Here is a 24,764-nt window from a genome sequence, read left to right as displayed (position 1 = left end):
ATTAAATAGTACAGCGTAGCGCTGGCGGAAAATACTAAAGCTTACATTTAGAATATTACATGCCTTACTATCTATCACTGCTTAAGTTAGCAAAGTCGTAATCACGCGATGTGCAAAAATCATCTCCTATTCAAGATGCAGATCTGTGTACTATCTACACTTGTAACTCCAATCATACTCAAATGCGCCTCTGCGAATTTACACAATCCAATGGATTTCCTGAATTTACATGCTTCCTTTTCACCATTTCTGGTATGTATCACTAAAAAACAGCTTAGTACTTATCCCCCTACGTGTGCAAAAGCATTATGCACGTATCACACGTCGTTCTCACCCAAAGTACAGAACCCAGTAATTTGTAGCTGTGGTAATTTTACTCTCAAATATGCAAGTATGTGGTTTGTATCTCACGTATAAACCCGGCAGGGTAGATATATCGTATTAAGCAGTTATTAATGGCATCCATGCAACTTGTGATATAGGTATATATCTAAGTAGTAAAATGCTCATTTGTGTGTAACCTTTCAACTTATTAGGGATAGCTGCTTATGCGAGAACTTTGATCATGCATAGTTTTCTACTACTGGACTTTGAGCAAAGTATGCGTATTCCAAGGTAATAGCATACAGTAACTCTATGAGATCTTTGTGTATTTCATAAGTATTACCAAACTGGTGAAAGTAGCTATTGTTCTAGTTGATTTGAGTATGGTGTGTATTGCTGCAGTGTTTGCTTTGGGAAATGACATGAAGCACGTTGTTGGTAGAAACTGCGGGGAGTACGTGGAAAACACGATGTTACGCTGTGCTTATAAGCGAGTATTATGTATAGCCTTGGCGATACTATTGATGTTGATTATGGGTGAAGATGCACAGGCGGTGAGTGACAGAGCTGTTGAGCCCAAAAAGTTCTATGTAGCCTTGGATTATGCTCCAGCTTTTAGCAAAGTCAGAGATTTTTACATAAGTGGAGATGAAAGGTCTGCACTTGTAATGCCGTATCTAAAGATTAAGGGGCAGGATGTCAAGGCACAGGGAGGAGGAGTTGACTGGAGTGCACCGAATCCGAGTGTAGAGTTTGAAAGTAATGCTCTTACGTCTTGGGAGGGAAGTCTCGGATATAAGATTAAAGGCGGTAGGATAGAAATTGAAGTTGGGCATGAGAAATTCAGAGCGAGAGTTAGTCATGATTCAGGTAGTGAGATACACGATGCAGCAGTATATGTATTTATGCCACCCAAAGTGTTGCCGTATTTTGTGCTAAGGGATCCTGATGGGAAGTTAAAATCAGAATTATCCAATGTCAGGGAAGAGGAGATATTAGCTTTTGCCAAGGGGCTTGCTACTCAGCGTCCTGATATTAATAAGAAGATTTGTTATAAGGCGAGAATAGGAGGAGAAGCTGCGCATGGAAGCCAGGTAAAAGCTGCGTGTCAGGATAGTGATAAAGGACGAGATATGGGCGGTCTTTATGCCTTTCTAAAAGGGGCTATAAGAGAATTCTCCATTTGGACGTTAGAAGGAACGGGGGGAAGAGTTGCTAACGTTGTAGATATGGTGAATCATATAAGGGGACGACTGACTCCAGAGGAGAAAGAAGCACTTTCAGGAATTCTAGCAATGGCTACAGGATATGGCAGAACTATAGAAACAAACTCCATAACAGTAACCTCTGTAATGGTTAATGCCTGCTATGACCATAATGTTAAGAGGATGCAGGGCATATCAGCGTATGCGTGTATGGGTTTTGGTAGTAATTTAGTAGAGGTGGTAGATAAACATATCACGCATAAATTTGCGTATAGATTAAAGGTGGGGTTTAGCTACCAGATTTTGTCGGGAGTCTCAGCTTTTCTTGGTGGTTTTTACCATCATGTTATAGGAGATGGTGTTTATGATGATCTTCCATTGCGGCATTTAGCTGATGATACTAGTCTAGTGGAACATGCTAAGGACACTGCTATAGCTAGCTTTGATATGGGGTATGTTGGCGGTGAATTAGGCATGAGATTAGCTTTTTGAAATAAGCACAAATACCAGGTGAAAATTCTATAGATCTTTCTCGGAGTTATAATATCCGTCTTTTCTTTTAAGGTGCATCACGTGGCGTATACTGGTAGGGTTTATTATATATTTCCCGAATAGAAGTTTAGACGTGTGAGAGTGCAGCTACTATAGCACCCTCCAGTTTCCTGCCTCTGTAAGCACAACGCACGCTTTCAATGCATTACACAGTCTGTGTTTAAGATCTACCAGCTAAAAAGTAAGGTTTATGTTTTATAGCATAGATAATTATTATATATTCGAGTTGTTTCTGTAAGTGTGTTATGGCTGTGAAGTGGAATGATACTGAAGATATCGTGTGCTTATTAAAAGAGCTATATCCTGAGCAAGATATCTTTGCCCTGAGGTTTACTGAGCTTAGGGATATGGTTATTGCGTTGCCTGGGTTTTCTGATGATGGTGGTTGCAACGAGGGTGTTTTGGAGGCTATACAGATGTGTTGGGCATCTGAAAGGGAGGAAGAGTAGCAACACCGTTCTTTTTTAGTGTAGATGGTTGCTTGCCATGCATTGAGAAAAATTACTCAGGATTAATTCTTAGACTGTTTTAGCTGATTGTGACTGTACAGAAAAAGAAGCTCTTGTCTGTGGTTAGGGACAACTGAAATCTCCAGTACTCCGCTTTTTAGAGTCAGGGTGTCGTGATATGGTTCTGAGAGCTTACCGAAGAGTTCGTACTGCTGCTTTTTAAGTAACTCAAATGCTGTATCGTCTATGAACTTACGACTTTCGTATATTTTTCGTATTATGTCGGAATAAGTGGCACCCTTGTCAGTGCGTAAGTGCTCAAGTTGCCAAAACTTACTGAAGTGGCCATTAAAGAACAGCAATCTACCATCACTTCCGTATATCGCCGCAGCGCAAGGCAAACTGCGTAGGATGTTCTTCTGCATTTGAGTATATCCCTTTATTTCTTCCATCAGCTGCCAGCTCTGAGTTATATCTTGCCCGTATCCAATAAAATCCCCTGTTTCTGTTGATATTTCGGTCAACGAATATAAACGTCTTTCGTTGTCTACTATCATGAAGATCTTCTCCTTAAGAGCAGTATTTTCAGAATCCTTGTGTGTAGCAGGTGCATGTTGTCTGGTAAAGATATCACCGTTCTTATTGTCTTTCATTAATTTGACATAAAATGGATTGTGTATCTCCATATCAGAGCTAGGATTTCTCTTCCAAATGGGATAAGGTAGCGCATTTACCATGTCGCTATAATCGGCTAAACTTCGTGACAGTCTCGCGTTTTCCTTCTTCAAATTCGATATTAGAGACCTTCCACCTGTAACGTTCTGAATCCACAATAAAACCCCCACAATTCTGTCTTGGTCGTCGACGATACTTTGTCCATGACAAAAACAATAGATTTCTGAATCTCTTCCCTTGAGATCTATCGCGAAAGACTTGTTTATTCTCCGTGCTTCGGAGAAGTTTTTTCTTAGTTGATCAGATTCTTCGAAAAAGTTTGCAAGCTCGTTGAAAGAGCAAAAAACGCTATTCAGAAGTATATGTAGGTTAGGAGAAAAACGCTCAACTCTCTTCTTTTCATCCCAGAGATAAAATCCATCACCTAATGACAGTATTAAACTTGCAAGTAGGTTATTGTTATGTTTTAAGTCATTCATGCTTAAACTAGCATAAAAAGAGAAAATAGCAAAAACCGCTAGGAGAAAAACTAAAATATAAGGGGCTATATACGTAAACATTCCCTAACTTTCCTTCACAATCTCTCCATATTCACTTTTACAAGTTCACCTCCTATGCCGCAGGGGAAGGATAAAGGTACAGGTTACCAGTAGCTCTAAAGCCCAGTCTTTCATATAAACTTACTGATTGTGCTACGCACTGAGCTACAGCATGCTCGCACCCAAAGAGTTCTACCGCCATTTGCATTCTGCACTGTACCATCTCGCTTGCAATTCCCATATTTCTATACTCAGGCAATACGCCGTCGCTATACATTCCAACAACATTCTCGTGGACATACATGCCACATAGCCCAACTACTTTGTTAAACAACTTGACTATGAAGAATCTCAGGCGTGACGGTTCTTTTTTTATCATTCCCCTCAACAGTATTATCAGATCATCCGCCTTGCAACAGAAAATTTTTGCTGCCAGATGATCCAACTCTACTAAGGCCTCCTGTGTATCGACGAGATCTAATACGAGATTAGGGTGTTTTCTAACAAAGCTATAGACTTTTGGAATCTTTTTGTAAACCTTCCGGGTGGAAGTAGGATTGAAAAGCCCTAATTTATCCGTAAGACCTCTCCAAGTCTTCATGTATGAATCCATCACCCAGGTTGCGTCGATTCCATCTCTATGCAGATAGTGCAATACTTCTTTTGCTGAACGTTCTGACTCTTCTAAGCTTCCATCCCGACAGAAAACATAATTAAATAAAGAATCGGCACGTCCATTTATCGCCAGCACCAAGTTGCCTACCTCCATTGACGACCATTCAGACATTTTGACCGCATACAACATGTATTCTTTCAGATTCTCTGATGCTAAAGAAGAAAGGTGCATTTAATTATTCCCCCTACTTAACTATACGTGAGTGCTACATCACAACCACGCTCATTACGGCAAGAGTAACCACAGCAGCGGGCATTGCAGCAGCCGTATCATCTAACATTACTCCTAACGCCCCCTTTATGTTCTTGTCAACAAAACAGATAGGCCATGGTTTTACAATATCGAAAACGCGAAATGTGACAAATCCCGTTAATAACATAAACCACAATGACCCGTCAGTAGATCTCAAGCATATAGAGCCACTCTGTACTAAAGCGGCAATGATTACAAAGACCAAGAGCTGCCCACATACCTCATCCACCACGACTTCTTTAGGGTCACTAACCTCTGGATGGCATTTAAGATACTGCGTTACAGCAAATATTCCCAGCACCATAAGAACAGAAAAAAGCACAAAACCCACCGTGAAGCTTGTAATGGCAAAAGGAAAAAACAATAGCGCAGCAGCGCTGCCTACAGTACCAGGAGCTACAGGTGATCTTCCACACCCAAACCACGTGGCTACAATCTCACAACATGCCCGCAAGAGAAACTCCAAATTACATATCAAAAAAGTGCGAGCTGCACCCCAGCCTACACTGCCTATGAAAATTCCTAGGCAGCACAAACTATGGAATACTATCTGAGCAACCACTTATTTACTGGATGACGTTCGCATTCATGCCCACTTCCTGCTCTAACACAAGGACTCCTTATTCTGCGTTCTTCTTTCGAGAACAATCCCCCGCATCCCTGCAGCACAAGTACTACCAGAAACAAAAACAAAACTTTATAGAATCTCATGACGACCACTCCTAAAAAAGCAAAAGCTATAGGCAGAACTCAATGGCTAGTTGAAACAAAGCCAGACGCCAAGACAACCGAGACAAAGCGGTCCGCATTATAAACAAATCAGTTTCATAGTCAAGAAATAAGCCTGATGGTCAAACTTGAGGTACTAGCAATCTCAAGTTTAGGTGCTAGCGATCTTATTATTGACATATCAAATGTATAGTAGTATCAACAGGGGTTGAAACGGCGCGATGCTCAAGTTGTCTAACGGTGATTCGCGTCTGAGGTGGTGGTTCCGTAGCTCAGTGGTAGAGCGCCTGACTCTTAATCAGTGTGTCGCGTGTTCGAATCACGCCGGAACCACTCAGTGCTTTTACTGAGTGTGCTTAGTGGCGGAGGTTGCCTTAAGCGCGGCTGTTTTTTCATAGATTCTGCAGGGTTTTGTTTATTTCGGAACGGAGCCATACTATCTATGTTTTGTGTTTGGCTGTGTGCCTTGGTTGCTTGTGCGGATATGGCGGAATTGGTAGACGTGCTAGGTTTAGGTCCTAGTGAGTTATGCTCGTGGGGGTTCAAGTCCCTCTATCCGCACTCCTGTGTGCTTGGAGTGTAAGAGGAGTGTTTTTATGCAGCAGTTCTATTGTGTCAGAGAGGTTCTCAAGGAGCGGCTAAAGCGTGGGTATGAGTTTGCTGTCAAAAACGAGTACGTAGAAGAAAGGGTAACTGAGAAACTTCAGGGGATTGCGGCTACAGCGCGTATGGATGGTTTTAGGAAGGGTAAAGTTTCTCCGGAATTTGTGCGCAGAATGTATGGGGATAGTATTGCGGGTGAAGTAGTAGCGCAGGTTATTGATGATATTTCTTCTCAGTTTCTGAAGGAGGGTGACTTCGGGGGTATAGTGACTTCCGATGTGGAAATCAAGGCTTATCCTAAGGTTTGTTCGAATAGCGAAAACGATGGGGATTTGGTCTATGAGCTGAGGTTTGAGATAATGCCGGAGGTTCCAGCTATTGATGTTGATAGTATTACTCTGAAGGAGGTTGAGGTAAATATTTCGCAAGAGGATGTTGATGAGTTTTTGGAGGATCTCAAGGCAAACTATCCGAGCTTTGTTGATGTCGATGATGGATCTCGTGGGGCTTCAGACGGTGATCGGGTGACAATAAGTTATCGTAGCACGTTTAAGGGAAAGGCGCTGAGGGGAGGAAGCGCACAGGGATTCACTTTTGTTTTAGGGAAGGGACAATTGCTAGAGCAGTTTGAGAAGCAAATTGTTGGAATGAAGAAGGGTGAATCTAAGGAATTTAACTTGGAGTTTCCCGTCGATTATATGGCTAAGCACTTTGCGGGGAAGGAAGTAGACATGTATGTGACGGTAGAGAAGATTAGTGTAAGGGATAAGATAAGCGACAGGGAGACATTGGCGAGCAAGTGCGGCTTTGGGAATGTAGAAGATATGGTGAAGTTTGCTACGGATGGTCTCAATCGTCGTTTTGCGGATATGGGTAGTGTGGTAGCTCAGAAAGAGCTGCTTGAGTATTTAGATGCGTCATACAGTGTGGATGTTCCTGAATATATCGTTGCTCAGGAGCTTGGTAGGATGCGTCGTGAGCTAAGGGAAGGGGATCTGAATGATACTGAGGCTTTGACTGGGGAAGCCGAGCGGCGTGTAAAGCTTGGTATGTTGCTTATGAAGGTGGCTAATGATGCTGGGGTTGCTGTCGAGGCTAGTGATATTTTGTCTTTTATTAGGGTAAACTACTCTGCTTATGGAAGAAGTATGGAAGATGTGCTGAAGCTTTTTAAGAATAGAGAGGATTTTAGGGAGTACGTGAAGGGAAAAGTCCTTGAAGATAAGGTGGTCAGGTATATAATTTCCAGGGCTAAGAAGGATAAGCAAAGTATGTCTGCGGGGGAGCTTAAATCGCTTTTTGAGGGTATGTAGGTAATAGTTTGAAGCTTGTCTTTAGGTTTGTGTATGGGATTTGAGGGGTAGTCTATGAACTTGGTTCCGATGGTAGTTGAGCAGACTGGTAGGGGCGAGCGGGCGTATGATATCTATTCTAGATTGCTGAAAGAGAGGATTATATTCGTTACGGGGCCTATCGAAGATGAGATGGCAAGTCTCATAGTTGCGCAGTTAGTATTTCTGGAAGCTGAAGATCCTGAGAAGGATATATCAATGTATATAAATTCGCCAGGTGGGGTGGTTACTGCTGGGCTATCTATATATGATACTATGCAGTATATAAAGCCGAATGTTGCTACGCTTTGTTTGGGGCAAGCGGCATCTATGGGGTCTCTTTTGTTGTGTGCGGGGGCGCCAGGGATGCGTTGTGCGCTTCCGAATTCTAGAGTTATGATTCATCAGCCATCTGGTGGTTTTCGTGGACAAGCTACTGATATAGAGATACACGCTAGAGAGATATTGGAGATAAAACGTAGGCTAAATGAAATTTTCGTTCGGCATACTGGTAAATCTTTGGAAGAGATAGAGAGTAGTATGGAGAGGGATAATTTCATGGTAGCCGAAAGGGCGCGGGATTTCGGTATTATAGATAAGGTGATAGAAAAGCGTATTGAGGAAAAGTAGTAGGAAGGTAAATGTCTGAAACGAAGAAAGGCGCTTATAGTTGTTCGTTTTGCGGTAAGTTGCATAGTGAAGTAAAGAAGCTAATAGCCGGTCCTGAGGCGTACATTTGTAATGAGTGTGTTGAATTATGTGGTGGTATATTGCAGGAGGAGAGTCTTCCTGCTAAGCAAGGTAGATTCGATCTAAAGCCACGGGAGATTAAAGAGGTCTTGGACGAGTATGTGATAGGTCAGGAGCATTCGAAGAAGGTTTTGTCTGTTGCTGTATATAATCACTACAAACGTTTGAGGAACTCTGGGGTTATTAGTGAAGTTGAGATATCAAAGTCGAACGTTTTGCTTATAGGTCCTACTGGGTCAGGGAAGACTTTACTTGCGCGGACTTTGGCGAGGGTATTGCAGGTACCGTTCGCTATGGCTGATGCTACTACACTGACGGAAGCTGGATATGTTGGTGAAGATGTGGAGAACATCTTGCTTAAGTTATTGCAGGCGGCAAATTTTAATGTTGAAGCTGCGCAGCGTGGTATAATCTATATAGATGAAGTTGATAAGATATCTAGGAAGTCCGAGAATGCATCGATTACCAGAGATGTATCGGGGGAAGGGGTGCAGCAAGCTCTATTAAAGGTAATAGAGGGAACGGTATCGTCTGTTCCTCCGCAGGGTGGTAGGAAGCATCCTCATCAGGAGTTTATACAAATAAGTACTGATAACATCTTGTTTATTTTTGGTGGTGCGTTTGATGGGCTTGAGAAAATCATAGAGGCTCGTAATCGTGGGAGCTCAATGGGGTTTGAGGCGAACGTGCAAAGTATGGTGAGTCCGACGAAGGATGTTTTATCCTATGCAGAGCCTGAGGATTTGGTTAAATTTGGACTTATTCCGGAGTTTATAGGTAGGATTCCCGTTATTACTTCATTAGGTAAGTTGGACGAGAATACGCTTTTTCGAGTATTAGTGGAGCCGAAGAATTCTTTGGTGAAGCAGTACGCTAAATTATTTGAGATGGATAATTTGGAGTTGAAGTTTGATGAAGATGCGTTGATGGCTATCGCTAGGAAGGCCGTTGATCGTAATACTGGGGCTCGTGGTCTCAGGGCTATAATGGAGTCGTTATTGCTTGACTTTATGTTTGATCCGCAGGGATGTGCGCATGGGGGGGAAGTCTCGGTAAATAAGGAGATGGTGGAGAACTTGGTTCTAGGCAAGAACTGTTTTGAAGATGCTAGGAAGGGGAATCTTTATGGAAGAAAGTAAGGTTGTGTTACTTCCCGTCTTGATGCTGAGGGACACGGTTGTATTCCCTCGGGTTATTGTGCCTCTCTCGGTTGGGCGCGGAAAGTCTGTTAGTGCGCTCGAGTATACTGCGAAGACGGATGGATGTAAGATTCTGCTATTGACGCAGATTGATGGTTCTGTTGACAATCCGGGTAGTGATGATTTGTATACTGTGGGCGTAGTAGCTGATGTAGTACAGTTGTTACGGTTGCCTGATGGTGTATTGAAAGTTTTAATAAAGGGTGAAAGTAGGGCTAAGGTTTTAAATCTAGTAGATGAGGGAGATTTTTTAAGCGCAAGCGTTGAAATTATTGAGGATGATGAAGACGTTGAGATAGATAGTAGGGTCGAGGCGCTAAGAAGGTCGGTTCTGCGTGAGTTTGATGTATGGAACAAGCTTAGTAAGAAGATGCAGTCGGAAGTTGTTGCCTCTACGTATGAGATCAAGAAATTGGGGCATTTGTCTGATGTTGTGGCTTCTCATCTTGCGGTTAGTATAGAAGATAAGCAGAAGGTTATTGAGGAGTTTTGTGTAGTCAAGCGTCTTGACTTGGTCTTCGGCATGATAAAGCTGGAGATAGGGGTTTTGAATGCTCAGAAAAAGATAGATGATAGGGTGCGGTCTCAGGTAGAGGCTACTCATAAAGTGTATTATTTGAATGAGCAATTGAAGGCTATTCAGCGTGAATTGGAGGAGAGTGATGGTTCATGCTGTGATAGTGATTCTGCTAGTGAATTTGAAAAAAGGATAAATGCCACTCCGCTGTCAGAGGAGGCTAGGGAGCGTGCTTTGAGTGATCTGAAGCGCTACAGGAAAATGAATTTAATGTCTCCCGAGGCTAATATTATTTCTGGTTATATGCAATGGTTGCTTGATTTGCCTTGGGGGAGGTTTAAGAGCGGCAAAATAGATATGACCAGCTCTGCGAAGATCCTTGATAACAACCACTTTGGCATGGATAAGGTTAAGGAGAGGGTGCTGGAGTTTTTAGCTGTTTTGAAGAGGGTGAAGAAGCCTAAGGGTTCAGTTTTGTGTTTTGTGGGGCCTCCTGGTGTGGGGAAAACTTCACTGGCTAAGTCTATAGCGGAAGCGACGGGGCGCGAGTTTGTGCGCGTGTCATTAGGTGGTGTTCATGATGAGTCAGAGATACGAGGACACAGGCGTACTTATGTAGGTGCTATGCCTGGGAAGATAATAAAGCAGATGAAGCGTGCTAAGACTTGTAATCCGTTATTCTTGTTAGATGAAATAGATAAAGTGGGGTCGGATTATAGGGGTGATCCGGTTGCGGCTCTATTGGAAGTGTTGGATCCTGAGCACAACAAGCATTTCGTCGATAATTATCTAGAGGTGGAGTTTGACCTTTCGAATGTTATGTTTGTTGCGACTGCAAACAATCTCAATTTTCAGAAGCCTTTGCTGGATAGGATGGAGATAATCCAGCTTTCAGGATATACTGAGGAGGAGAAGCTTCAGATTGCCAAGGTTCATCTTATTCCTGGTTTGCGTAAGGAGCATGGTTTACGAGAGAAGGAGTGGGATATTTCTGCTGAAGCGATTTGTGATTTAATTAGGTTTTACACTAGGGAGAGTGGTGTTAGAGGCTTAAGGAGAGAATTGTCTTCATTGATGCGGGGAGCTGTGAAGGAAATTCTCACTAATAAGGATGTGAAAAGCGTGTTTGTGACGCCTGAGAATGTGGATAAGTATGTAGGTGTGCGCAAGTACGACTATGGCATTAAAGAGAAAAGCAGTATGGTGGGGGTTGTTACAGGGCTTGCATATACGGAGACAGGTGGGGATCTCTTAACCATAGAATCGGTGATGATGCCCGGTAGGGGTGGTATAAAATGCACTGGTAAGCTTGGGGAGGTTATGCAAGAGTCAGTAAAGGCTGCGTATAGCTATGTGCGTTCTCGGTGTTTTGAGTTCGGGATTAAATCTAAGGATTTTCAGAGCAAGGATATACATGTGCATGTTCCTGAGGGAGCGATACCGAAAGATGGTCCATCTGCGGGTATAGCTATGTGCATTTCTATTGTGTCGCTCATGACTGGTATTCCTGTGAAGAACTCGGTGGCAATGACTGGAGAGGTGACTCTTCGGGGTAGGGTGCTGCCTATAGGTGGATTGAAGGAGAAATTGTTGGCTGCAATGCGTGGGGGTGTGACAACTGTTATTCTTCCTATTAAGAATGAAAAGGATTTTGCGGAGCTTCCCGAGAGTGTTAAGCAATCCCTGGAGCTTGTGCTTGTTTCTAGTGTGGGTGAAGTTATAGCCTGCGCGCTAGAGTCACCGGTTGTACCTTTGAGTGAGGATGAGGTATTTGTTAGTCAGATGTCAGGTATTGGTGACTGTTCATTTCTGAATTAAGTTAAGTATCTGCTTAGATTCTGATTGTGTTTCCCTTTTCGTTTCTGGGTGAGGGGTTAGTTAGGATGTGGTACTTTTTCCCGCTGGGTATGGTAGGTGTTTTTGTTAGTTGGAGAATTGGCAGTATGGGTTGGGACTTTAAGAGCTGTTGATAGTGTATTGGTGATAGGTTTTCCTAAATTTTTGTAATATTGCTCAAGGGTATGCGGTAGGTTGCTTGGATTGGCGTGTTCCGCTTGGGGATTCTTGAATTTCAGTGTGGGTACTGCTGTATGCGTTCAAGTTGCTGTTCTGTGTATACTTGTGAGTAAAACTCGTTGTAAATTATTCGTCTGTGTAATACAATGAGGTCTGAGGGGCTGTAGCTCAGTGGTTAGAGCGACTCGCTCATAACGAGTGGGCCGTAGGTTCAAATCCTACCAGCCCCACGCTTTGTCTGGCGTGTTTGTCATGTAGACAGGTTCTTGAATGTGTGGGGGAAGATATCCTTATTAGTCGTTTGGCTGAGTGAGTGGTAGAACGTTTTGTTGGGGGTGCCATGAAGGTGGTGTTTATGGGGTCTTCGGAGTTCTCGCTTCCAGCTTTTGAGGCTCTAGTCGCTGCTGATTCCTATGATGTTGTTGCAGTATATACAAAAGCTCCTAAGCCCGCGGGGCGTGGGTACGCGTTAACGAAGACTCCTGTTCATATTTGTGCTGAAGGGAAGGGTATTCCCGTGAGAAGTCCTGTGTCACTTAGGGCTGAAGGAGAAGAAAGCGTAATGGCTGAGTATGCGCCCGACGTTATAGTGGTGGTTTCGTACGGGCTTATGTTACCTAAGTGGACATTGACTGCGTCTCGAATGGGGTGTGTAAATATACATCCTTCATTACTACCTAGATGGCGTGGAGCTGCGCCTATGCAGTATGCTATTTTATCAGGGGATACGGTCACTGGGGTGACTATTATGCAGATTAATGAATTTATGGATGCGGGAGATGTATATCTTCAGGAAGTTACAGAAATAGGTGAGAAGGAGAATATATTAGATCTTAGTAGAAGGCTTTCTGTAATGGGGAGTAGGATGCTCCTGAAAGTATTGGATAGTATAGAGAGTATTCAACCTATTAAGCAGGATGAATCAGGGGTTACAATTGCTAATAAGTTAGAAGAATTTCGAATAGATTTTGGGGAAGCGGCTGATGTGATATGCCGCAGGATTCGGGCTTTATATCCTAAAATGTATTTTATGCTTGAGGGTTCCAGGGTTAGGGTTTTGGAGGCTGAGAGCTATGAATTTGCAGAGATGAATATAGGGGATGTAATAAATAACGAGCTACACATAAGGTGCGGGGGGAATACAGTATTGGTTCCTCTGGTTGTACAACCAGAGTCGAAAAAGCCATGTGATACTAAGAGCTTTTTGTGTAGGTTTAGAGGTAAGTCTATGCCTATTGTATCGTAAGTTGATGATTATCTTTCAATTCGATAATTTTTCTTGAATCTGTTGTGGGGAGGGGGTGTGTGACTTCTGGTCTCTCTGGTCGTTTAAAGATATTTTAAGCTGTAGAGATCATATGGATCTATGAATTGCAGGGATTATATTAGGTACATGTGCATAGATGTTTTTAGGATCTATGAGGTTTGAAGTATGCGATCAATTGGTCAGGGGCTTGTTTATTGTTCTGGCAAAATCAAAGGTAATGTTGAGTAGCGATGTTACGGGTGTTGTGAAGGGATTGCAGTTTTGAGATATGGTTTATGCTCTGTGTAGAGGGCTAAGAAGTATGGGCGGTTTTGTAAACAGGTTATGGCAGGTTTGTTCTCTTGAGGTTTGACTATATGTACGTGGAATGGGGGTTCTTAGAAATGTGAGTGCGTTGCTATATGGTGAGAAATTGACAATGTTTTTCTTCTAGAATAGCATAGGACCGTAGATAGAAATTTAGATATGCTTATGTCTATGGGCTTTGTGGTGGCGGCTTTTTACCGTTTTGTCCACTTGCATAATTACTATGACATGCGGTCTGTAATACTGGAATTTTGTCAGGAGCATGGCATAAAGGGAACGGTAATATTGGCGGAACAAGGTATAAACGCGACTATTTCTGGAGAGCGTGATGCTATAAATGAGTTTTTCTCTTTTTTAGATTTGGACCATAGATTAGCCGATATGAAATACCATGAAAGCTATTCTAATAGGCTGCCTTTTTCTAAAATGAAGGTACGTTTAAAAAAAGAAGTTGTTAGGCTTGGCATCGACGATTTTGACTGTTCTTCGATAAGGGGGGAATATGTGGAACCTAAAGCGTGGAATGATCTCATAACCAGGCCTGGTATGCATGTTATTGATACCCGGAATGACTATGAGATAAAGTTTGGTAGATTTAAGCACTCTATAAATCCAGGAACTACTTCTTTTAGGGAGTTTCCTGATTGGGCTAGAAAGTGGGCTGAAGGCAAAGACAAGGATGTAGGTGTGGCTATGTACTGCACCGGGGGGATAAGATGCGAGAAATCCACTGCGTTTCTTAAGAGCTTGGGATTTGAGAATGTGTATCACCTTAAGGGGGGCATCTTGAATTATCTGCAGTCTATAAAAGGGGCTGATAGCTTATGGGAGGGGGACTGTTTTGTTTTTGATGAACGTGTTGCAGTAGATAATAACATTGTTCCTAGCGAGGATATTAAGTGTGTAAAGTGTTTTGGAAAGGTAGACGAATCTGATTTGCGTTCGGTTTCTAAGGGACATATTGTGTGCGGTGCTTGTAAATCTGTAGACGTATCGTAAGAGAAGATATAGATTTTAACTGTATTATTTGTGGAATGGTTAGCCTTTTTAGGGTAGGGTGAATTGCACGGGCGTAGAGGGCTTAGCTATGTTAGCACCTATTCAGGTGCATTTTGGTATCTGTCTGGTTTTTAAGTAAGAGTGTTTCATGGGTGAGAAGGCTGTTCTTGATCTTCACCTTGTTTCGGATTCCACGTGTGAGACGGTTGTGTCTGTTGCAAGGGCAGCGGTTGAGCATTTTAAGTCTTTGGAAGTAAACGAGTTTGTTTGGTCTTTGGTTGGCAGCAGGAGTCATGTTGATAGAATAATCTCTAGCATTGATCGCAAGAGAAATAACTTAATAATGTATACTGTGCTTGATGATAGCCTTAGGGAATATCTCAAGAAAAAGGCTGAAGCTCATAATATTAGGTGTATTCCTATACTGTCGCATATCATCAGGGAGATTTCCTGTTACTTAAGCGTTGCCAAGGATCCAAATGCTCATCCGCATCGGCTTAGTGATGAGTATTTTAACAGAATAGAGGCGATAAATTATACTATTGCGCATGATGATGGTCAGAGTCTTTGGGATATTGACGATGCTGATATAATTATAGTAGGGGTTTCAAGAACTTCAAAGTCTCCCACAAGCATCTATCTTGCTTATAGGGGCTATAAAGTAGTAAATATTCCGTTTGTGCATTCTATTATTCTGCCAATAGATTCTGCTGCCCTAGCTGATAAGCTTGTTGTTGGTTTGACTATAGATATAGACCGTTTAATACAGATACGTCGTAATCGTCTTATTTCCATGAAGAATCAGAGCAACTGTAACTATATAAGCTATGAGCAGGTTGAGCAGGAGATAAGCGAAGTCAACAGAATTTGTATGAAGAACAAGTGGCCGCTGATTGATGTGACACAGAAGTCCATAGAAGAGACAGCGGCGACAATAATTCAGTTCTTTAATAGGAAGAATAATAAAATTGGTGGAGACGCATTTTGCTAATCGGGCATACACTACGGAATTTGTTATGTTATTACGGGGCGATGAACCGGTAAGAGCATACTAAGCATGCCTGAATATTATAGGGTAGCTGTACGTACATGTGAAATGCAGACAAAGGTGTTACTTTAGGGTTATGTATCAGGCGTGGTATATAGTATAGTTTTATATGTGTTGCGAGCATGTTATGTACGTAGTTGATGGACGAAAACTAGCATTACATGGCAGAAGATCTATAGGAGAGGCGCTTCGGGACATTTATGCTAGAGAGTTACAGGATGTGTATGCATTAAGCGTTACGCGAACCGGGGGGGTTTGCGTAGATTATTATTTTGATGGCATAGAAGAACTGCAGTTTCAGTATAGATGCGATAAGGATTCAGAAGTAGGCGCATTTGTTGATGCATATCATCATGTTGTTAGTGATGTACGAGCAGGGACACGTTGCATAAACGAGAGAGATCGACACTTGGACTGTCTGGTGCATGCTAGAATACACGCTACAAGAGGGCTTAATGGTCTGAAACCGCTAAATAGTAGAAGTGCCGATATACGAGAGCATTTCCCACATATATATTCTGGTAAGGATGGGACCAGTGAGTTTTGCTTTCAAGGTATGGATGATATTGGTTTTTACCTAATAGTTCCCGATACACATTGGTTTGAATTTGCTGCGAGCTGTGGTGTAAGAACTATGCAGCTTAGGGCAAAGGATAAGCCTGTGAGCGAAGTGGAAAGCATGGTGAAGCTATGCTCTGAAATTGCAACAAGTTATGGTGTAAGATTTATAGTGAATGATTATTGGGAGCTAGCGCTAAAATACAATGCATACGGAATACATCTTGGGCAGGAAGATATAAAAACTGCTGACTTATATAGGATATCATGTTCGGGAATACGGCTAGGAATCAGTACACACTGTTACCATGAGTTTGCACGTGCAAGCTTCTATAAGCCATCATATATTGCACTTGGACCTATATATGACACCACATCTAAGAGCATGCAGTTTCATGCGCAGGGGTTGGAGCTTCTAAAGCAATGGGTGAAGAGCAGTTCTTGCTCGGTGGTGGCTATTGGCGGTATTACGCTCGCTAACATTGATGATGTTGTGCGGTGCAATGCTGGTGGAATAGCTGTTATCTCTGCTGTGACTGAGGCTGCTGATCCAAAAGATGCTATACGTCGATTTCTTGATAAATGTAGTTTGGGTGTGTAAGTCAGGAAAGGGCAGCGTTATCTCTATTTAACAGCCAACATATTATCAGAGAGAAGGGGTGAATGGACTTTTATCAGAGGTAAAGATTGCATGTTTTCAAATACTTTTAAAGAACCCTGGTTTTATTTTTGTATGCGCATAACACAGAGACGAAAGTTTGGGAAATTACGTATTTCACAGAATTGTCTTCTCCTGAAATACTTTCCGTACTGTAAACTGCTACGCAAACATCTTGGGTGCTTTGACTTTCAAATGCGTGATACTGACCTATTAGATAAAGTTTTGTTTTTGCAACTAGCTAATACTTGAGGTTTAATAAGTAGGTTTTCTATAACGGGTTTACAGCGCTTTAATGGTTATATATGTCAGGTTTCTTATAAGCAGAAGCTTCATGAGTGACAGAACAAACATCAGCCAAACGTAATGTATGATCTATTTTAAACAAGCATGTACCTAAAGAAAATGCGGTTTATAACGTCGCGCGTAGTAGCATAGACCTTTCCCTTAACACTGAGAGGCTATTTGTGCATCAGATAGGTATCTTAAGTATCAGGTTTTTTGCTAACAGACGTTTTTTAGGGTAAGCAGTCTGACATAATATCTATGCAAGGAATGGAATTCAGTACGTTGCTATCATTAGACACCATTTTTGAAGTTTTGAGTGCAACTTCACAGCTAAGCTCGCGTATCTTTTTCTTTCTTCGTCAGTCACAGAGTTAGCCTGCTGCTTTTTTACGGGTTTTTGCATGGAACACCATAACGTTCTTGTTCATTAACATTGAGAGATAGACTATGTTTGCATTAGAGATGGGTATTGAAAGTAGCGTTATTTTTTCTCACAGTGAGCATAAGTAGTCTTATACGATAATCTCACGCACTTTTCTTCTTTCAGTTACAGAATTGTCCCGCTTTCTTCACGGGTGCCGGTCTTGTTTGGATGCAGCAGTTAGGCGTTGGAACACCGCACCCCATACAGCTCAAGTGAGATGGTATGGTGTATAAAGAACATGAGAAGGAGTTATAAAGGTGCACGGTAGATAGAGACATTCTATATTTAGCAGGGAAACTAGGTGGTACACATACCAATAATAAATTTTGAATTAGAACGTGTTATTTTTTCTCTGACTACGTAGATGTTCAGTTTTTGGATCCTTAGTATACGGAGTTTTTGTGAGAAGATACACCGTATATAACTGTAGACATTCTATCATAGATTAAGAATGCTAATACACTGATAATTGCGAGAGATGTTTTCTGTGCCTGTGCGTATATTTCAGCCCTGTGGCTGTTGAGCGTCGGAGCTTTTGTGAGAAGTAGTAACGCTTAGCAAGGAAATCGTGTTTCCGTTTTTTTTCAAGATTTTAAACAAAAACCCGTGTAGATGGAACACCTCTCCCTCTTCAGGTATACGCTCTACATCATGCAGAATTAACCCAGCTAAAGTTGAAGCTTCTTCAGGTAAATTCCAGCGAAGTTGCCTATTTACATCCCTAATAGGGGCGCCACCGCCAATGTGAAACTCATTCTCGCTAACAGAGGTAATTAAGCTTTCAGGAACTATGTCGTGCTCATCAGAGATATCTCCGACTATCTCTTCAAGAATATCTTCAAGAGTAACAGCGCCTTGCAAGGTTCCATATTCATCTACCACTAGAGCAAGATGCCTACGTTTGTAGCGAAAATTGTGTAATTGTACACTAAGAGGTGTAGTATCTGGCACGAACCAAGGTTTGTTTATTATGCTATATATATCACTCTTAGTTACGTTATTACTCTTCTCTCGTACAAGATCAGTAACGTCTCTCACATGTATGACTCCGATTATTGATTCTTCACGCTCCTTCCAGATTGGTATCCTACTATGACTGCTTTGAAGAATTTGCTTTATCAAGGCGCTCACATCCTCATCTATATTGAGAGCAAACAAATTTTTCCTATGCGTCATTACTTGAGATATCTCAGTCTCTGCCAAGTCAAGGACACTGCTAAGCATATCTAGATCTTGTTGAAACATTGTCCCCTTACTTTCATGCAGCAATATGAGGTTTCTCATCGCATCTACAGCAGAAATCATCTCCCTTTCTCCTCGCATTCCAAGTATCCTTACTACAAAGTCTACTATGTATCTGATAGAAACTGCTATAGGAGAGAGCAGTAAAAAGCATGCGTGCACAATGACTGAGGTACGCAGTGAGATCTTTTCTGGATTTTGAAGAGCGTACGTCTTAGGGAGCACTTCTGAAAATAACAGAATCAGGCACGTGACAGTGACAGTAGAAACCACTAATCCTTCAGAGCCCAGTAACCCTACTAACCAAGCTGTAGCAACAGAAGACGCAGCTACGTTGGCAACGGTATTTCCGATTAGCAGTGTGCTGATTACAAGTTCCTTCCTGGCAGTAAGAGCATCCACAACTCTAGCTCTCCTATTACCACTTACCACTAACTTGTGAATGAACGAAGGGCTTACAGAAGTAAAAGCTGTTTCCGCTGCAGAAAAGAAAGCGGAAGCGAGCAATGACAAAGCAACAATAACCAACACTAGAAAACGGCATCGATCCTAGGAGCATTCTATATGACAATCGCAGTATCTTCAAGTTGAAATATTAGTTAATTTCCCAATGACTAGCACAGAAACAAAAAAGGCAAATTCCATTTTTAATTAATGTGTATTCTTGTATAATGGTGTGCTCTGCCACAGAAGAGGTGATGGATAAATTATGCATCCGCTAGCTTACCTAATCGATACATTGTTGAGTGCATATAATTTCGCGCTTATCGCATATGTGCTACTGGGGTGGCTAATCGCTATGAGGGTAGTAAATAGGGATAATGAGTTCGTGTATAGGGCGTATGTGGCGTTATCAAGATTATCCAGGCCAGCTATTGCTTTGATTCAGAGGTACATTCCAAGCGTTGCAGGTCTGGATTTGTCACCAATGATACTTTTGATTTCTATCAGCTTTTTTAGGTATGCATTGCGTTACTACTTTGGGTAAGTGGATGGGATATTCGAATGAAGTACATAGCAGGATTATTCCGCTTCTGTTTGGTGCTGTCCTTAGTTGTTTTTCTTGAAGCTTCAGTTATTACGTATAACGCGTGTGACTCTGCATTAAATTCTACAGGATGTATTGGCACTGCTGCTGGAGAGGTAAGCAATTTGATGGGAACGGCAGGAGCGTATCTCGGTGACATTCTCGTGCAACTCTTTGGGATGGCAGGCGTTGTGCCCGGGATTTTAACGTTGGCGTGGTTACAAAAACTGCCTAGATTTGTGCGCAGGATATACATCCCAGCTCTATGTCTCGTTACTGTTAGCATTGCGGGAATACTGGCAAAGTTTTCATTTAAAGCTATAAGCGTGTTTCATTACGGGGGTTTTGTAGGGCAAAAATTTGAAAGTTTTTCTTTAATTACATTGATCTTATTAGCTTCTATAGGCATTTTTAGTTCTATATGGTGGCAAGTGCCTGTATTTTTTGCTAGGATTCTGGCCAAATTTCTATCTCGCTTGAGATTGAGGGTGAGTGCAGGCAGACTTAAAGAAAATAAAAGCAATAATATTTCAGAGATTACTGTGCCGACGAGCCATGTCATGCATGGTGTAAATACTGCCGAGGAGGGGACATCTCGTTATGCATTGAATGTTGTTCAAGATGATGACGTACGGGAGCATATCGCAGTAGAACATGGGCAACATAGAGAGTACGCAGATGAGAAGATCATTAACACGTTTGCTCCTTCTGAGCATTATGGATACGAGGAGAAGTCCCATGGTGTTCCTGAGCAGAAAGATAGTGCCACCGAAGATCAATATGAGGAAGACCAGGATGAGTTTTTTGATGAGGAAGAGGAATTTGATGATTGTGCACTAGATGATTCTTTTGAAGAAGACTGTGAAGATGATGTAGAAGATAGTCCACTTCATGATGAACCTAGGTACGAAACATCCTTAACGCGTTGTGGTGATGGAGACATTGCAGGAGAAGTAGATGAGGATGTTGTTCCTTGTCAAGAAGAATACGACGAGGACGATTGGGATATAGATGATAAAGAAGAGGATGAAAAGTATGAGTTGGAGAACAGTTCCTCTTCTCTCAATGTTTCGGAACCATATGAAGAAGATTATGACCTTGGGAAAGAAGATGATCTAGATGGGGACGATGCTCTAGAAGAAGAGTATGAGGAAGAAGAGGGGTATGAAGAAGATGATGATGCATCGTACAACCAGGAGGAGGTACGAAATTTCACGCTGCCTCATGTAGAGCTATTAGAGAATAGGCGGGAGCATGCGCAGGATGAAGTGGATGTTAGCGCATGTTGTAAAAATGAATCTGAGGAGTTATATGAGGTTCTTAAAGATTTTGGTGTATATGGCAAGATCATAGATGTTCGCTATGGACCAGTAGTGACTCTATACGAATTTGAGCCTTCAGCAGGCACTAAGTCTTCACGAATTATAGGCTTATCAGATGATATAGCGCGGTCTATGAGTGCTTTATCAACCAGGATTTCAGTTGTTCCTGGTAGAAATGTTATGGGCATTGAATTGCCGAATCGCAATAGAAAGATGGTGGTGCTTCGTGATCTGATAGAAAGCAAGGAATATTTGGACCGTGATCTGAAGTTACCGATCATTTTAGGTAAGGGTATAGATGGCGAGCCTGTAGTAGGTGATTTGACGAAAATGCCCCATCTGTTAATCGCAGGCACAACGGGTTCGGGAAAGTCAGTTGGTATAAATACCATGATCCTGTCATTATTGTATAGGCTCACGCCTGATCAGTGTAGAATGATAATGATAGACCCAAAAGTATTGGAGTTGTCAGTTTACGATAATATTCCGCACTTATTGACTCCTGTGGTGACTGAAGCGAAAAAAGCAGTAGCAGTGCTAAAGTGGGTGGTAGCGGAGATGGAAGAACGCTACAGGTTGATGTCGGCAGTAGGTGTGAGGAACATTACGGGGTATAATGAGAAGATTGCTGAGGCGGCATGCTGTGGTGAAGTTTTTAAGCGTACTGTGCAGACGGGTTACGATAAGGATTCAGGAGAACCTATTTTTGAGCAGGAAAAGATCAAAAATATCACTCTTCCATATATTGTAGTTATTGTCGACGAAATGGCAGACTTGATGATAGTTTCCGGCAAGGAGATAGAGTCATCAATTCAGAGATTATCTCAAATGGCTAGGGCTGCAGGCATACACATTATTATGGCGACACAGAGGCCTTCTGTAGATGTTATTACAGGTGTTATTAAGGCTAATTTTCCCACTAGGATAAGCTTTTCTGTAACTTCGCGAGTTGATAGCAGAACAATTTTGGGAGAACAAGGTGCGGAGCAACTGCTCGGGATGGGGGATATGCTATACATGGTTGCAGGGGGTAAAATACGTCGCATTCACGGTGCTTTTGTTAGTGATAATGAAGTTCAAGACGTTGTTAATCATTTGCGTATGCAGTGCAAGCCCAGATATGTAGAAGGTATCGCTAGGGTCTTAGATAGCAGTGTAGGGGATGAAATATCTACAGAAAATTTCGATTGCAAGGATGATGCTTTGTATGAAAAAGCAGTTTCGGTTGTGCTAAGAGATAGAAAGACGTCGGTTAGTTATGTGCAGCGACAATTGCGCATCGGGTATAACAGAGCTGCGAATATAGTAGAAAGAATGGAGCGTGAAGGCATAATAACTGAGGTAGGGCACCTAGGCAAAAGAGAAATAGTGGATTAGTATGAACATCTAGTCTAAAAATGGTAGACTATATTCACTCAGTCTAAGCCCATAATATGCTGCATTCTAGCCCACTAAAGCATAGGGTTTGGGTATTGTGTGTGCTATAATAAGAGCTAGAGAGGGTTTACTATTACGCTGTGGTCGCATGAATTTTGCAGGCAGTCTTACAGGAGAGTATTTCTGCTGATTTTCATTAGCATTTTAGAAGAGTAAAGTCTTGTATATCCTCGTTAAGGGAGAGATAGAGTGTGCCGGATTGCACCGTGTTTATATGAGTGGACATAAACATAGTGTTGTAGGGTAAGCTTTGCAATTATTCTGCTGATTGCTATTGTTTGGGCTTAGAAGCCCTTGTGTACTACTTTGTGGGTGGGGGTAGTTAGCACTTGTTTGAGTAATTCCTTCGGATTCGGTGGTGTAAATGCGTCTCTGATCTTAGTCAGGTTTAAGCCCGGCTGGAAGATAGCACTCCACGGTCATAGAGGATGAATTGCCAGAGGGGGTGTCTTTGCCGGATATCTTGCCTTTCTCAAGGTCTTTACGATGCTTCGATAAAGCTGCGTAGGAATCTAAGAGAAGCACCATAGCGAGCAGCGCGTACATCGCAAAATAAGCAAGCGTTACGCGGTGTACTATAGAGGGTTTTATAGCATAGCGGATAACTGCCATTGTAAAAAACGTAGAGAAAGTTTCTGTAACCATCATCAGAAACGACGCCACTAGGAAAACTGAATCTGGTACATAGGGTTCGCCGGTACTTTCAGATTCTTTTTCTTTATCTTTTCTAAGTTGTTCCACTCCAGCTATCAGCGGGCTCTCCTCTTCTTCATCTAATGACTCTACCAAAACGTTATTTTTGGCATAAATGTCCTCACCTTCTCCTAATACTTTCTTTATCAGATCTACATCTACCCACTTTACGTATAAGCTCCTGTATTAGCTGAGTGCTAGCCTGGCTTATATGGGGCATTGTGAAAACTGTTTATATGCTTATATATTGATTATGCAATCTCTGTGGATTTACTCGCCACGTTAATGGTGATTCTCGCTTGTGTATACTTTAGAGTGTGCATTATTCATGTCAGAACACTTGCTTATTTCAAATCATAGTATAGATTTAAGCAATTTATCTATAGGCTACCATGAACGATGCCTCAATAACCGAAAAAAGCACATTGATTGATTGTCTGAGATTAGCTCGAACACCCGGAGTAGGGCCTGTAATGTTCAGGAAGCTTTTAGAGCTGTATAAAAGCCCTGGAAAGGTGTTAGAGGCTTTGCATGAGGGCGCATGCAAGGATATAGCAACTGTTTGCTCAGTATATGATGCTGAGAAGGAAATTGAATTTTGTAGGCGCATTGGCGCAAGAATAATCGACATATTCGACAAGCAATACCCGAAAATGCTCTCCAATGTATTTGATCCCCCGCCCGTCATCACTGTATTGGGTAACGAAGAACTGCTCCAAAGTACACGCACCGTGGCTGTAGTGGGGAGCCGAGATGCGTCGGCTAATAGCATTAGGCTAGCGTACGAGTTATCTCTCGAGCTTTCCCAAATGAATTTCGTTACAGTATCGGGATTAGCCCGAGGTGTTGATAGCGCTGTACACAGCGTTGCGTATCATGGCAAACCAACGATAGCAGTTATAGCAAATGGAATAAATGTCATATATCCGAGGGAGAACGCAAAACTATATAAGTCAATTGTTCGTGAAGGTGGGTTATTAATTTCTGAACTACCATTTTCTGCTATTCCTAAAGCAAGTTTGTTTCCTCAGCGCAATCGCATAATTTCTGGGTTATCTCTATGTGTTGTCGTCGTGGAAGCATCTAAGAAGTCTGGATCTCTAATCACAGCAAATTTTGCTCTTTCACAAGGTCGAGAAGTGTTTGCTGTACCGGGGTCACCTTTGGACAGCAGGTGTGCAGGTAGCAATGATTTAATAAAGCAAGGTGCCTATTTAATTGAGTCTGCCACAGATATTATAAGTGTTCTTGGTTTCTCCGGCATTACGGGGACGGAGCACGCATTACGTAATACTCAAAAACGCACCTCAAAAAATACTACCACGACTCCTGTACAAGATCTTATCCTAAAAAATCTCAGTATTTCGCCAACAAACATTGATGATCTTGTTATCTGCTGTAACCTGGATGTAAGCGTGCTCTTGGCAGCTTTGTTAGAGCTAGAACTTGCTGGTAAGGTAGAAAGACTTCCGGGAAACAGATTCGCACTAATCGCGACATCCTCCTAAGTATTGTGAGCTCACTACCATGTCAAAAACACGGATAAATTTACAGTAATGGTAACTACGGAAAAGAGAAGAGTTATGTTCTCTATGAAGTGGATACACAGATATGTAAATGACAAGTACGTATCGCGGGCACATAGTATTATCACTATGCAGGGACGTATCTTGTTTTT

At 42.0% G+C, this 24,764-nt stretch carries 20 protein-coding genes and 3 tRNA genes; 17 read left to right on the top strand and 6 right to left on the bottom strand.

From position 1 onward, the window contains the following. The first annotated feature begins 647 nt into the window (after positions 1 to 647). A complete protein-coding gene (locus KPX09_RS00205; RefSeq protein ID WP_249548397.1) occupies positions 648 to 2,021 on the top strand; it encodes a P44/Msp2 family outer membrane protein in 1,374 nt (457 codons plus the stop codon). A 311-nt stretch (positions 2,022 to 2,332) separates the two neighbouring features. After that, on the top strand, positions 2,333 to 2,530 hold the full coding sequence (gene iscX / locus KPX09_RS00200; RefSeq protein ID WP_249548396.1) for a Fe-S cluster assembly protein IscX: 198 nt from the start codon (positions 2,333 to 2,335) through the stop codon (positions 2,528 to 2,530). Between the two features lie 62 nt (positions 2,531 to 2,592). Here iscX and KPX09_RS00195 read toward each other — a convergent pair whose 3' ends face one another. From KPX09_RS00195 to KPX09_RS00180, 4 genes are all read right to left on the bottom strand, one after another. Beyond that, the gene (locus KPX09_RS00195) at positions 2,593 to 3,765 is read right to left on the bottom strand and encodes a hypothetical protein (protein ID WP_249548395.1); all 1,173 of its coding nucleotides are present in this window, start codon (positions 3,763 to 3,765) and stop codon (positions 2,593 to 2,595) included. Between the two features lie 52 nt (positions 3,766 to 3,817). Next, positions 3,818 to 4,531, bottom strand: a complete 714-nt coding sequence (locus KPX09_RS00190) for a GNAT family N-acetyltransferase (protein WP_249548394.1) — start codon at positions 4,529 to 4,531, stop codon at positions 3,818 to 3,820. Positions 4,532 to 4,625: 94 nt separating this feature from the next. Further along, the gene (locus tag KPX09_RS00185) at positions 4,626 to 5,234 is read right to left on the bottom strand and encodes a phosphatidylglycerophosphatase A (RefSeq protein ID WP_249548393.1); all 609 of its coding nucleotides are present in this window, start codon (positions 5,232 to 5,234) and stop codon (positions 4,626 to 4,628) included. Further along, positions 5,219 to 5,383 (bottom strand): hypothetical protein, encoded by a 165-nt coding sequence (locus KPX09_RS00180; RefSeq protein WP_249548392.1) that lies wholly within the window; start codon positions 5,381 to 5,383, stop codon positions 5,219 to 5,221. The genes KPX09_RS00185 and KPX09_RS00180 overlap by 16 nt, the downstream gene beginning before the upstream one ends. 279 nt (positions 5,384 to 5,662) lie before the next feature. Between KPX09_RS00180 and KPX09_RS00175 the strand changes: the two genes are divergently transcribed. From KPX09_RS00175 to thiE, 12 genes are all read left to right on the top strand, one after another. Then, positions 5,663 to 5,734, top strand: a tRNA-Lys gene (locus KPX09_RS00175). A gap of 145 nt (positions 5,735 to 5,879) precedes the next feature. Beyond that, a tRNA-Leu gene (locus KPX09_RS00170) sits at positions 5,880 to 5,962 on the top strand. Positions 5,963 to 5,997: 35 nt separating this feature from the next. Then, the gene (tig, locus tag KPX09_RS00165; protein ID WP_249548391.1) at positions 5,998 to 7,317 is read left to right on the top strand and encodes a trigger factor; all 1,320 of its coding nucleotides are present in this window, start codon (positions 5,998 to 6,000) and stop codon (positions 7,315 to 7,317) included. A 54-nt stretch (positions 7,318 to 7,371) separates the two neighbouring features. After that, the gene (clpP, locus tag KPX09_RS00160; protein WP_249548390.1) at positions 7,372 to 7,965 is read left to right on the top strand and encodes an ATP-dependent Clp endopeptidase proteolytic subunit ClpP; all 594 of its coding nucleotides are present in this window, start codon (positions 7,372 to 7,374) and stop codon (positions 7,963 to 7,965) included. 11 nt (positions 7,966 to 7,976) lie between these two features. After that, positions 7,977 to 9,224 (top strand): ATP-dependent Clp protease ATP-binding subunit ClpX, encoded by a 1,248-nt coding sequence (gene clpX / locus KPX09_RS00155; RefSeq protein WP_249548389.1) that lies wholly within the window; start codon positions 7,977 to 7,979, stop codon positions 9,222 to 9,224. Further along, a complete protein-coding gene (gene lon / locus KPX09_RS00150) occupies positions 9,211 to 11,619 on the top strand; it encodes an endopeptidase La (RefSeq protein ID WP_249548388.1) in 2,409 nt (802 codons plus the stop codon). The genes clpX and lon overlap by 14 nt, the downstream gene beginning before the upstream one ends. 355 nt (positions 11,620 to 11,974) lie before the next feature. After that, positions 11,975 to 12,047, top strand: a tRNA-Ile gene (locus KPX09_RS00145). A gap of 110 nt (positions 12,048 to 12,157) precedes the next feature. Continuing rightward, positions 12,158 to 13,063 (top strand): methionyl-tRNA formyltransferase, encoded by a 906-nt coding sequence (gene fmt, locus KPX09_RS00140; RefSeq protein WP_249548387.1) that lies wholly within the window; start codon positions 12,158 to 12,160, stop codon positions 13,061 to 13,063. Positions 13,064 to 13,220: 157 nt separating this feature from the next. Continuing rightward, entirely contained in the window at positions 13,221 to 13,349 is a 129-nt protein-coding gene (locus tag KPX09_RS05525) for a hypothetical protein (protein ID WP_275973539.1), read from the top strand. Between the two features lie 212 nt (positions 13,350 to 13,561). Beyond that, entirely contained in the window at positions 13,562 to 14,389 is an 828-nt protein-coding gene (locus tag KPX09_RS00135) for a rhodanese-related sulfurtransferase (RefSeq protein ID WP_249548398.1), read from the top strand. Between the two features lie 148 nt (positions 14,390 to 14,537). Further along, positions 14,538 to 15,380 carry a pyruvate, water dikinase regulatory protein gene (locus KPX09_RS00130; RefSeq protein ID WP_249548386.1) on the top strand — a complete coding sequence of 281 codons (843 nt, stop codon included), beginning with the start codon at positions 14,538 to 14,540 and terminating at the stop codon, positions 15,378 to 15,380. Positions 15,381 to 15,564: 184 nt separating this feature from the next. Next, positions 15,565 to 16,596: a thiamine phosphate synthase gene (thiE, locus tag KPX09_RS00125; protein WP_249548385.1), complete on the top strand. Its 1,032-nt coding sequence runs from the start codon at positions 15,565 to 15,567 to the stop codon at positions 16,594 to 16,596. 1,273 nt (positions 16,597 to 17,869) lie between these two features. Here the strand turns inward: thiE and KPX09_RS00120 are convergent. Then, positions 17,870 to 19,138, bottom strand: coding sequence for an HlyC/CorC family transporter (locus tag KPX09_RS00120; RefSeq protein WP_249548384.1), 1,269 nt, complete (start codon positions 19,136 to 19,138; stop codon positions 17,870 to 17,872). A 178-nt stretch (positions 19,139 to 19,316) separates the two neighbouring features. Here KPX09_RS00120 and KPX09_RS00115 point away from each other — a divergent pair, with 178 nt between their 5' ends. Next, positions 19,317 to 19,595 carry a YggT family protein gene (locus KPX09_RS00115; RefSeq protein ID WP_248886680.1) on the top strand — a complete coding sequence of 93 codons (279 nt, stop codon included), beginning with the start codon at positions 19,317 to 19,319 and terminating at the stop codon, positions 19,593 to 19,595. A 53-nt stretch (positions 19,596 to 19,648) separates the two neighbouring features. Next, positions 19,649 to 22,333 (top strand): FtsK/SpoIIIE family DNA translocase, encoded by a 2,685-nt coding sequence (locus KPX09_RS00110; protein WP_249548383.1) that lies wholly within the window; start codon positions 19,649 to 19,651, stop codon positions 22,331 to 22,333. Between the two features lie 438 nt (positions 22,334 to 22,771). Here KPX09_RS00110 and KPX09_RS00105 read toward each other — a convergent pair whose 3' ends face one another. Next, positions 22,772 to 23,182, bottom strand: coding sequence for a hypothetical protein (locus KPX09_RS00105; RefSeq protein ID WP_249548382.1), 411 nt, complete (start codon positions 23,180 to 23,182; stop codon positions 22,772 to 22,774). A 296-nt stretch (positions 23,183 to 23,478) separates the two neighbouring features. Here KPX09_RS00105 and dprA point away from each other — a divergent pair, with 296 nt between their 5' ends. After that, the gene (dprA, locus tag KPX09_RS00100) at positions 23,479 to 24,594 is read left to right on the top strand and encodes a DNA-processing protein DprA (RefSeq protein WP_346017213.1); all 1,116 of its coding nucleotides are present in this window, start codon (positions 23,479 to 23,481) and stop codon (positions 24,592 to 24,594) included. Positions 24,595 to 24,764 lie beyond the last annotated feature (170 nt).

The sequence above is a fragment of the Anaplasma phagocytophilum genome (genome assembly GCF_023476575.1).
GTDB classification, from domain to species: Bacteria; Pseudomonadota; Alphaproteobacteria; order Rickettsiales; family Anaplasmataceae; genus Anaplasma; species Anaplasma phagocytophilum_A.
This window is presented reverse-complemented; position numbering and strand designations above follow the sequence as displayed.